Consider the following 10,357-nt stretch of genomic DNA (forward strand, 5'->3'; position numbering starts at 1 on the left):
CGCCCGGTGGCTTGAGGAAGCCCGTGGCGCGTGGGAGGCGGTGCGGGCTTCCTCAAGCCACCGGGCGATAGCCTCTGACGGAGCTTTCCGGTCAAGCCCGAACTGGTCCAAGATCTCTGCCAAAGCCCCCTCACAGCGCCCTACCTCCACCTCGAGTTCCTTTGCCCTGTCAGGGGGAACCGCGAGGCCCGGATCCTCCAAGCCCGCCAGGCTTTGCGCCAGCTCCCGCGCTTCTGCCTCGACGGCCCCTAACCTCCTCTTCAAGCTTTCGAGCTCCTCCCTTAAAGCCTGCACTTCCGGTGCCTCTTTGGCCTGGGGCAGGACGTGCACCATCCCTTCGCAGAGGGGGCAGGGCTCCCCGGGCCGTAGCAGATGGCGATAAGCCAGAACCCCTAAGCGCTCCGCCTGTTCCTGAAGCTTCCGAACCTCCACCTCCAGATCCTTCTTAAGCGCCTCCGATTTCCGGAGCCGGGCGAAGCGGGCGGAAAGGAGCTCTCTCCTCGCCTCCTCAAGCATCCGGGCCAGGTCTAAGGCCCTCTCCATCTGGGAGGTGCGCCCAGCCAGCTTTTCCGCTTCCAAAAGGGCCTTCCTTAAGGCTGTCGCTAACTCCTCCGGCCCGAGGGTGGAGGAAAGCTCCCCTTGCGGGAAACCCTCGGCCCTCTCCAAGAGACCTGCAAGCTCCTGGAGCCAAGGAAGCTCCCTTTCCCTAACCTCCGTTTCCAGGCGCGCCTTGCCGAGGTTTTCGGGATCGAGGCCAAGGTGCGTCAACTTCTGGACCAGCTCCTCGCGCTGCCTTTCCAATTCCCGCTCCCGCGCCTTAAGGGCCCTCGGCCTCTTCCTCCGCCTCCCTCAGCTCCCGTTCCTTGGCCTCCAGGTCTTGCCAAAGCTCAAGGGCGCTCCGGGCCTGTTGGGAAGCCAGGGCCTTTTCCCTCTCCCTTTCCCACTCCCCCCTCTTGCCCTCCAGGGCATCCAGCTCGTCCTGGGCTCGCCCGAGGGCCTCTACCCGCTCTAGGATCCTCTCCAACCGCTCCCGGGTGGCTTCGAGGTCCGCCAACCTTTTTGCCAGCGAGTGGCGCTCCTCCTTGGCCTTCTTGAGCTCCTCCTCCAGCTCCCGGAGACGATCCTGGCGGATCCCTTCCGCCTCGAGGCGTTCCAGCTCCTCCTCCAGCCCCACCTTCTTGGCCCTCAATTCCTTCAACCGTTCCTTCAACCGCTCCCGCATCTCCTTGAGCTCTTCCAGGCCGAATAGGCGGTCCAGAATCTCCCGCCGCTCCCTCCCCTGGGCCTTGCGCAGGAACTGGTCGAACTCCCCCTGGGGCAGAAAGACGGACCGGACGAAGGTGTCGTAGTCCAACCCCAGGATCCGCTCCACCCCCTCCGTGACGCCCTTGGTCCCCCGGTCCACCAGGGGATGGAGCTTTCCATCCCGAAACTCCAAGAGGCTGGCTTCCGCCTTCTTCCCCAGCTCCCGCTCCACCCGGTAAACCCTGCCGCCCACGCCAAAGGTCAGGGCCACCCAGGCCCGGAGGGCACCGGGGTGAAGCATCTGGCCCAGGTCCCGCTTGCCCAGGCGGGGAACGGCACCGAAAAGGGCGAAGGTCATGGCCTCCAGCAGAGTGCTCTTGCCGCTCCCCGTGGGCCCAGTAATGACGAAGAGATCCACATCATCCAAGGGGATTTCCTGCCTTTTGCGGTAGGAACCGAACCCCTCAAGTTCCAGCTTTAAAGGCCGCATCCCGCACCTCCTGGCGCAGTTCCCCAAAGCTCCTCAGGAGCTCCGCGCGCTTTTTCTCGTCTTTCTCCTCTTCCTCCAGGTACCGGGCGTAGGCTTCCTCGAGGGCAGCCGGAACCTCCTCCTCGGCGGAGGAGCCGGGCCCGTGGTCGGCTTCCGCGACCGCCACTTCTAGAACGTTATCCAAGGCGCGGAAGGCGTCCCGCAGGCTGGGTTCGGGCGTTCCCTCCAGGACCACCCGCGCCCAGCCCACGAAGGCTTCCACCTCTTCCATTCCCTTCCAGGCCTCCGCCGCCTTGAAGCGAAACGTGCGCAGGGGCTTGCCCCACTGCGCCTTGATGGGCTCCACCCGCGGGGGCAGGTGGCGTTCCCCAGGGATCTCCACGTAGAGGACACCCCGGTCGGCCTCCTCCCCACTGAAGTCCAAGGCGATGGGGCTTCCGGGATACCAAGCCTAGGGGGCTACCTCCTGCATTCGGTGCAGATGCCCCAGGGCGATGTAGCGGGCGCTCGGAAGCATCCCGGGGGGTACGGCGTAGGTGTCCGCCAGGTAGAGGGCGAACTCCCCTCCCCCAGGACGGCTCCCGGCCACGGGAAAGTGGCCGAGAACCACGTCCGCCCCGAAGTGGGCGAGGAGCCTGCCCATACGCTCCCCGTAGGCAGCACGGCGCTCCTCCCCTTTGTCCTCCAGCGTCTTCACCAAGCGCCGTTCGAGGACAAACGGGACCAGGGCGAAGCGGAGGCCATGGAACTCCACCAAACCACCCTCGTCCGCCAGGGCCAGCCGCCCTCGCACCTCAGCCTTGCCCTCCAGCAGGGGACGGCAGACCCGCTCAAAGCGCTCCCCGGGGTCGTGGTTTCCCGCAATGAGGAAACAGGCGATCCCCTCCTTGTGCAGGCGCAGGACAAAATCCACCAAGGCCCCCTCCGCCGCCGAAGAGGGCTGGGGGTGGTCCAGCAGGTCCCCCGTGGCCAGGACCAGGTCCACCCCTCGCTCTACCGCCAGCTCGGCGATGGCCTCGAGGGCCTGCACGATCTCCGGGGTCCGGTCCTTGCCCTTGAGCTCCTTGCCCAGATGCCAGTCTGCCGTGTGCAGGATGCGGATCGGACGATTCATCGCCGGACCTCCAAAAGGAAATCCCTGAACCGCCCCTATTCCTGGGCGGGGACGATCCCCAGCCGGGTGGCCAGCCTGGCGATCTCCTCCTCCCACCGCCGGCGCAGGTTCTCGGGTTCCCGCACCTCCACCAGGCTCCCCCAGGAGAGGACCCATCCGAGGATCTCAAAGGGGAAACCCCGCTGGTCGGTGTTGACCAGGTAGACCAGCTCCACGCTCCCGTCCTCTTCCCGTCGCCGCTCCACGGGTTCGGGCAGATCCCCCTCCTGCAGGCGGCGCGCCACCTGGGGGGCAAAACGAAGCCGCACGGGCACCTGCCGGGTACCGGGGGTGTGGAGGGAAGCACCCCAAGCCCCCGCCAGGTACGTGTGGGGATCAAAGTTCTCCGGGATCTCGTAAGTTTCGTCCAGGACCCGGGTGTTTCGCATCCTCGTCAGCTTGAAGAGGCTTGGATAGGCGTACTTCCGGGATCCCTCCCGAATCCGGGCGAGGGCGTACAGGCTCAGGTTCCAGCGGTTGACCTCCACGAACCAGACCTCCAGGGAGCGCCTACGCGTTCTCCCCTGCAGATCCTCGTAGTCCACCTCCAGGACCCGCCGCTCCTGCCAGGCGTGGAAGACGTGCTCCAAAACCCTATCCGGGATCTTCACCCGGTCGCGGTAGCGCTCCAGCTCCGAGGCCGCTATGCGCCGGATATGCGAGGGGAACTTTTCCAGGAGGCCTTCGAGCTGCTTGAAGAAGATGTGGTGGCGGCTCGGCGCCTGGTGAAAGTAAAAGCGTTGGGTCACGTAGAAAAAGAGAAAGTCAAAGGGGGTCAGAATGGACTCCTTGCCCCGGAGGTAGTAGGCGTTTCCCTCTTGCACCAGCTCGAGGTCCATTTCCCCGGCCAACGCTTCCAGGTCCAAAAGGTAGCGTTGCACGCTCCGCTGTTCCACCCCGAGGGCCCGGGCCAGCTCCGCCGTCTTCCAGGGACGTTGCCGGAGAAGGTGGATCATCCGCAGCAGCCGGCGCGACTTCCCGTCCGCATGCCCCACGGTCTATTCCTCCAGAAACGCGCTCCAACCCCGGACGGGGATCCCCCCCACGTTAAAACCGCTTTCCGCCAACAGGTCCTTCAGTATGCCACGACCCGCCCGCTTCATCTCCCTCTTCAAAGCCTCCCAAGCTTCCCCTTCCCCCCTATCGTAGGCCCTGAGGGCCACGTTGAGGAGCAGAAGCCCTTGGGGTTTAGCCCCCAACACCCGGCGCAACCCCTCGTAGGCCTCCCGCCGTGGGAGCCCCCGGACCGCCTCCGCCTGGGCCACCGCCTCCCGCACCAAGTCCTCCAAGCGGGACATAAGGAAGGAAAAAACCTGGCGATAGGGCCCTTCTCCGATCCCCGCCTGGAGATCGTCCAGGCGCTCCTCGTAGAAGGCGATGCGGAAGGCCTCGAGGAAGCGTTCCAGATCCCCCCTTTCCCCGGTGAACCCCAGGGCCCAACGGGTCTTTAGCTTCACAAAATCTCCCTGGGCAAGCCACACCACAAAACCCTCCACGCCCTCCCGCTCCAGGATGCTTTGGTGCACCTCCTGCAACGAGGCGGAACCCGCGGGCTCCCAGACCACGTGGGGAACGCGGAGCCCCCCTAGGACCTCCCGGAGCTCCTGGGAAACCCCCGGAAGCCAATACCGCCCCGTGGGGATGTGCCGAACGGCCAGGAGGACCGCCTTGGGGGCCTCAGGGCGCACCATGATGGGGCGCTCGGGGTCCAGGACCTCAAAGAGCAAGGTGACGGGGCCCAAAACCTCCCTGGCCCGCACCGCCAGGGCCTCGTGGTCCAGCGTCCAGCTCCGGCGGAGGGCCCGCTCGTCCTCTGGGCTGAGCCTGAGGCTTCCCCGGGTGGCAAAGCGCAGGGCGCCTTCCAAGAAGAAGGCTTGGAGGAGGCGGCCATCCTCTTTGGGGCCAATGTAGTCCCCAGGGCCCAGGGATCGCGAAGGATCCACCCCGCATCGGGGGTCACCCAGGTTGAAGAAGCGGTGGAAGGGGCGGGAAACTACTTCCCCGGTGGCCTCGCGGTAGATGATCCCCCGTAGCTCCCGCGTCACCGGGTCCCAGGAGGGCTGGGTACCCGCCCCTCGCTCCCGGTAGCTCACCAGCACCAGCCCCCCATCCCGGCGCACCAAAAAAGGGGGGGTCTGCGCCTTTTCCAGGGCGAGATCCAGGGGGGGAGGAGGTCCCAAGAGCATGGTCAGGCAACCTTAGCAGACGGATCCCCGTCGATTTTAAACCGATCCAACGAAACTTCGTCCAGAAGGACCACCTCGCTCGCGGCCCCGGCCAGATAAAGGGAGATGAAATTTTGGAATTGCACCACAATCACCCGCTTCCCTCCTTGCCGGAGCTTCCACACCGGGTAAGCGAGATCCCCGTCCCCCGAAAAGAGGAGCAGGACATCCCACCGGTCGCGGTGAAGCCCCTCCGCCATCTTCCAGGTCAAAGCCGCATCTGCCTCCTTCTCCCGCCCCATCTCCACCCGGGCCTTGTCCACCTCCCACCCCTTGTACTTCAAGGCATCCATGAACCTGATCGGGGGACAGAAACCATCCTCGCGGCGAAATACTCCCATGCACATGTACTTGTAGACCAAGTTCCCGTAACCTGCGCTGAATTCCGCAGCAAGCCTGTCGTAATCTACCCGCCCAATGTGGTGCGCCTTTAGAGCCTGGTAGAGGTTCTGCCCGTCCACGAACACCGCCACCCGCTCAACCATCGTCTGCCTCCTTACCCTTAGGGTGCGACGGGGAAGCGACAGATACGGTCGCGCGCGCCGAGCCCTGTCCCCCATCCCCCTCGGGGATCAGGAGGCGCACCCGCAAGCCCCCTTCCAGGAGCGCCTCTCCCACCTGACGACGGCAGAGCCGCCTGAGCTCCTTCCAGAGCACCGCATCCTCATAGGCCTCCCGTTCCGGCGGCACGTAGTGGAGCAGGGTTTCGGAAACCATCACGATGAGGCGTTCCTTGGCGCGGGAAAAGGCCACGTTGGTTCGGTTCACATCCAGGAGGAACTCCTGCAGGGTCGTAAGGGCGTTGGGGTCGCTGGCGCTGGCGGAGTAGAAGATCACCCGCCGCTCCCCTCCCTGCAGACGCTCCACGGTATCCACGAGGCCCACCCTTCCCCTCAGCTTTTCGCGGAGCAGGGTGCGTTGGGCGCGAAAGGGGGTGACCACCGCGATATCCTCCGCGACCAAGGTCTTTGGTGCCCCCTCCAGGGCGCGAAGGATGATCTCGGTCTCATGAGGGTTCCGTTTACGGCCTTGCCTATCGTTATGGACGAGAAGGTACACACCCTCCTCCCCATGCCAAAGGGCCTCCCAGAGGGTGTCCCCCGCTTCCGGCTTCCCTTTGCCTTTCCGTCCGTCCAGCTCAACGTTATCCCGGCGGTAGAGGGGTTGGATGAGGTTGCGCACCTCCTCAGGCAGGCGGTGGGTGTACGTGAGAACGGTGTAGCCCACCCGCCCAGCAGGGTCCTCAAGCGCCCGGCGAATGCGAAGGAACGCTTCAAAGACGCTCAAGTAGGGGAGGTAGCGCTGCACGCCGGGGCGGTGCTCCTCCTCCCACTGGTGTTGGATTACGGGGGCCAGCTGGCGGTGATCGCCCGTCAGCAGGATGCGCCAGGGCCGGTCAGGTGAAAGATCCAGCTGGTAGGCCAGGGCAAGGAAGTGGGGAAAGAGCATCATGCTGGCCTCGTCCACCACCAGGAGATCCAGGCCGGGGAACCGCGAGAGGGCGAAGATGGGCATGAGGTCTGGGTACCGCTTGGCCAACGCGCACGTGTCCTCGAGGTCCCCCTCCCTCCATCTCCGCCACAAAGGACCAATCTTCAAAAGCCCATTGGTGGTCCCGAAGACGAGAACGCGGGCGGAAGGTGGGGGCTCCTTACGGCGAAGTTCTTCCTGCAAAGTTTCCAAGGTACAGGGAACGTCCCTCACTTCTTCCTCGTCACGGTCCACCGGGTCCACGCGGAGGAGGACCACGGGATTCCAGGGCTCCCCCGCCTTCTCAAAAGCGCCCCGAACGGCATCCTGCACCGCCCGCACCCGCTCCAAAAGGGTGTCTACGGCGGTGTGGGTAGCCGCGGCCACCCCTAGAACCCCCTGCTCCGGTAGGAGAAGCTGGGCCCAAAGGAGAAGGGCCACCGCCGTCACCTGGGTCTTTCCCGTGCCAGGAGGACCCTGGAGCAGATAGACGCGGTGCGTGAGGCTTTGGAGGATGGCCTCCTCCTGACGCTCGTTGAGAGCTAGCCCCTGGTCTTGGAGGTGACGGAGGATCTTCTGCGCCCGCTCACGGAGCCCCTCCCCTGCAAGGGGCGGGAGGGAAGGGGATTCCAAGTCAAACCACTTGTCCATTTGGTCACGGCATTCGCCTGAGATTCCTTTCAACACCTCATCCACCCGGCGAGCCACGTAGTCGGAGGGGCTAGGATCGAGAATGGCCAAGGACCAGGTCCCGGAAGGAAGCCTACTCGGAAGCACATAGCGATCAGGCGGGCGGTTAAAAGGGATCGCCTCCAGCTCGACCCATCCCTCGTCCCAGTCCAGTTCCCTTACCCGGGCCGTGACCCCCTGGTGCCAAAGCTGGGCCCACGTCTGAGGTTTGGACGGGTCGTTCACCTCGCTTACCCGCACGAAGTCACCGGGCCCTAAGCTTACCCTGCCCTCGAGGTCACTAAGGGAAGCGCCCTCGGGGTAAGCCCGGATTCGGGCGCGGTAGACGTTGCCTTCCCCAGACTTTTTCTCCAAGTTCTCCACAAGAAGCGACGTCCCATTAAACACCCGGAGTTCGGGGGGAAGGGTCTTGTCGGCAAGCCAGAGGTTTAGCCGGACTTGCTGTTCAAAGCGCAAGAAGTCTAGAGACGTTTGCACGACGCCGTATGCTTGGAGGCGGAAGTCCGGAAGCTCTTCGGGGCGAATGGGACTTTTTCGAAGGGTCTTGTTCTTCGGTTCGATCCGCTCTTCCAACCAGCGCAAGGCTATCGCTCGGGTACGCAGGTAGTCGGGAAGGTGAGGGGCTGCCCTTTGTGCGCCTTCCAGCGCTTCCTTCAGAGCTCCCTCTTCCGGGGAAGGCTCGGGCAGTTTCCCCCAGTAAGCCCTCCAGTAAACGGGCGGGAAGGTGTCGTAGTTGCGGTTACGGACCTCGATGTAGCCGTCGCTCTTCCCTGCAATGAAGTCAAAGAGCCAGGGGCGGAAAAGCGAACGCAAACTCAACCCTTCTGCCGTTGTCCAGGGGAAAGAAAAGGTTTGTTTACGCCCCTCACCCACAGATACGGGCCAAAAGAGCGTAGTGGCGGTGATGAGGCTCAACGCTGTTCGCCCCAAGGCATACCTCGTGCGAACCTCGTCCTCCAGGGCGGAAAACATCAGCTCCTCCAAGCCCTCTCGGGTCCCCATGAGGTGCCACAAGGCGGTGAGCAAGCCGCCGCTCTCCGGGCCAACGCGCAAAATCGCTTCCACGAGGTTTTTTATGTCCTGTTGAGACCAAACATAGAAATGAAGGGGGGCCTCCTGCACCCGCGCTCCTCCGGCAGTCAACCCCAGCATCCCCCACAGATCCACCTCCTCCCGCAACCGCTTCACCAGCTGGGAGAAAAAGCCCTGGATCATCTCCGCTTCCAACCGATCGTCTTCGCGGGGATTGCCGGTCCACGGGTGCTTCCGGATTTCCTCCACGAAAACCCCCCCTATCGGGAAAGGTCTTTCTACGAAAAGGAACTCCTCACCCGAAGTAACGTGGGCCACCAGGGCGTTGAGCCGCTCGGCCACCAGGTCCTTCTCTACCACGAGGTAAACCCGGATGAGAGGCTTGTTGTCGATCGTGTAAGAAGGAAGCCGACCAAAGCCCGCATCCCAGAGCCGCTTCACCGGGAAGAACCCCCTGTTTCTCCCTTGCGGGAGCGTGGCTAGGCGCGCCTGGGCCTTGGTTACAAGGTGCTCGGGCCGGAGGGGGCTTTCCATCTGTTGGACGGCTTGCTTCAAGTCCTGCGGCTTAGCCTCCGCCAAAGTCTCTAGATCACCGACTCCATGCTCCTTGAGGGCCTGAACCGCATCGCTGGGGAGGCCCAAGAGCTCCAGATCCCTGCGCTCCGCACCGTGCCTCAGGCACACGACGTTGAAGCGGCAGGCATCGCAGCGAGCGTTGAGCAGGTAGGAGAACTCCAAGGGATCCGCGGCGCTGAGGATGGTTTCCACCACCCCTCCCTGGGCAAGTAGGGCCCTCATGTCCTCCTTGGCTTGAACGAAAAGCGCCTCTTCCTCAAAGGACCAAGGGTCAAGGGGCGGCTCCACCTGCAGGGTACCAGGGTCGGCGCGGACCAAGCGATACTCCACGGGAATGGGCTCTCCTTCCCAAAAAAGGCCCTGCCCCTCTAGAAGAAGCGCGTACAGAGCCAGCTGGGCGTAGTGGTAGCTCCGGTCCCGCCGGGTGGCCTTCAGCTCCAAAATGCGCAAGCGGGGAGCGCCCTCCTCCCAACGGAGGAGGACGAAGTCCAAGCGCCCCTGGAGGGTAAAAGCTCCAACCTCCCCCTCAACCCCTACTTCCCGCGCGAAGAGGGACTGGCCCCGACGAACCTCGCGTATTCTGTCCCCCAGTTCTCTCCAGGTCAGTTGCTCCCGGATCCACGCAAAGCCCTTCTTCTTCAAATACTCCTCTAACGCGCGCTCCGAGCGAAGCCCGACCTCCTGATACGCAGGATCCGCTAAAGTCAAATACTTGTCCAAGATCTTTTGAACCTGGGGGCCTCCTTTACCCGCCTGGAAGGCCAAGTACCTCCCGCAGAACTGCAGCCGGACAAAAGAGGCGATGTCCGTAACCGTGAGGGTTTTCCCCGTCATACTGGCGAATCCTCCAGCTCGATACGCACCGTCTTGGCCCAGGGGGGCCCTCGGGTCCGTCCCCCAGGAGGCCCACCACCACCTTAGCCTGTGGCGGGGCCGATGGCCAGGGGGTGTAGCCATCCGTGAGGACCACCACCAGGTCGTGCCCGTCCGCCAGTGCCGCCTTCAAGCCCCTCCCCATGTCTGTGCCGCCCCCACCCCCGAGCACGAGCCTCCTAGCCTGGCCCCGCCGGGACACCCGCACCGCCGTGTGCACCTCAGCGTCCACCCCGTATACCGTCATCACCGCCCCCGCCGCAACCATCCGCTCCACCTCCGCCAAAGCCTGCGCCAGCATCCCCTCGCTCACGCTCCCCGATGTGTCTACCACCACCCCCACCCGCGGCTTACGACCGTGTTTTCCCGGCAGGATGAAGGGGTCCAGGGCCTCCGCCCGCCGGTGAGGCAACGCGTAATTGGGAAAGCGCCGCTGCCGCAAGGTGAGCAAGGCTTGCCGTAGGGCCCGCCGGAGAAGGGCCCGCCAGTCCACCCTGCCCTCCAGGCGTTCGCGGGCCCAGCGTTCCAGGCCCAAGGGAACCGTGCCCCGGCTTCGGCTTTGGGTGTGGCGTAAGATTTCCCAGGCCACCTCCCGCCGTACCC

At 64.3% G+C, this 10,357-nt stretch carries 8 protein-coding genes and 1 pseudogene; all 9 read right to left on the bottom strand.

The features are described from left to right. Window positions 1–801, bottom strand: a pseudogene (locus tag Mlute_RS12195) (hypothetical protein); the annotation flags it as partial. Window positions 802–817: 16 nt separating this feature from the next. Beyond that, window positions 818–1,735 (bottom strand): AAA family ATPase, encoded by a 918-nt coding sequence (locus tag Mlute_RS12200; RefSeq protein WP_119360901.1) that lies wholly within the window; start codon window positions 1,733–1,735, stop codon window positions 818–820. After that, window positions 1,710–2,159 (bottom strand): hypothetical protein, encoded by a 450-nt coding sequence (locus Mlute_RS16180; protein WP_245958961.1) that lies wholly within the window; start codon window positions 2,157–2,159, stop codon window positions 1,710–1,712. Before Mlute_RS16180 ends, Mlute_RS12200 begins: the two co-directional genes overlap by 26 nt. Before the next feature lie 27 nt (window positions 2,160–2,186). Beyond that, the gene (locus tag Mlute_RS16185) at window positions 2,187–2,849 is read right to left on the bottom strand and encodes a metallophosphoesterase family protein (protein WP_245958962.1); all 663 of its coding nucleotides are present in this window, start codon (window positions 2,847–2,849) and stop codon (window positions 2,187–2,189) included. A 35-nt stretch (window positions 2,850–2,884) separates the two neighbouring features. Beyond that, window positions 2,885–3,883 carry a helix-turn-helix transcriptional regulator gene (locus Mlute_RS12210; RefSeq protein WP_245958963.1) on the bottom strand — a complete coding sequence of 333 codons (999 nt, stop codon included), beginning with the start codon at window positions 3,881–3,883 and terminating at the stop codon, window positions 2,885–2,887. Window positions 3,884–3,886: 3 nt separating this feature from the next. Beyond that, window positions 3,887–5,074, bottom strand: a complete 1,188-nt coding sequence (locus tag Mlute_RS12215) for an RNA ligase (protein ID WP_119360902.1) — start codon at window positions 5,072–5,074, stop codon at window positions 3,887–3,889. A gap of 2 nt (window positions 5,075–5,076) precedes the next feature. Next, window positions 5,077–5,598, bottom strand: a complete 522-nt coding sequence (locus tag Mlute_RS12220) for an NYN domain-containing protein (RefSeq protein ID WP_182482561.1) — start codon at window positions 5,596–5,598, stop codon at window positions 5,077–5,079. Next, window positions 5,591–9,715 carry an AAA domain-containing protein gene (locus Mlute_RS12225; protein WP_182482562.1) on the bottom strand — a complete coding sequence of 1,375 codons (4,125 nt, stop codon included), beginning with the start codon at window positions 9,713–9,715 and terminating at the stop codon, window positions 5,591–5,593. Before Mlute_RS12225 ends, Mlute_RS12220 begins: the two co-directional genes overlap by 8 nt. After that, the coding region (locus Mlute_RS12230) for a VWA-like domain-containing protein (RefSeq protein WP_245958964.1) at window positions 9,627–10,357 on the bottom strand (731 nt) is incomplete at its 5' end. The genes Mlute_RS12225 and Mlute_RS12230, both read right to left, overlap by 89 nt.

Source organism: Meiothermus luteus (assembly GCF_003574085.1).
Lineage (GTDB): Bacteria > Deinococcota > Deinococci > Deinococcales > Thermaceae > Meiothermus > Meiothermus luteus.